Source organism: Azospirillum griseum, from assembly GCF_003966125.1.
In the GTDB taxonomy this organism is placed as follows: domain Bacteria; phylum Pseudomonadota; class Alphaproteobacteria; order Azospirillales; family Azospirillaceae; genus Azospirillum; species Azospirillum griseum.
In genome coordinates this window covers 1-209 of record NZ_RXMA01000216.1, presented here as the reverse complement: position 1 = coordinate 209, position 209 = coordinate 1, and the positions used below count along the sequence as shown (strand labels likewise).

Annotated in this window: 1 pseudogene; it reads right to left on the bottom strand. The window is 70.8% G+C overall.

Annotated features, from left to right (window positions below):
• Window positions 1-209, bottom strand: a pseudogene (locus tag EJ903_RS26840) (electron transfer flavoprotein subunit beta/FixA family protein); the annotation flags it as partial.

Below are 209 nucleotides of genomic sequence, written 5' to 3'. Positions count from 1 at the left end.
GCGGCCAGCATCTGGCCGGTCTGGTTGCAATCGTCGTCGATCGCCTGCTTGCCCAGGATGACCAGCGACGGGCCTTCCTTCTCCACCAGCGCCTTCAGCACCTTGGCCACGCCCAGCGGCTGGGTTTCCGCGTCCGTCTGCACCAGGATGGCGCGGTCCGCCCCCATCGCCAGCGCCGTCCGCAGCGTCTCCTGTGCGGCCGTCGGCCC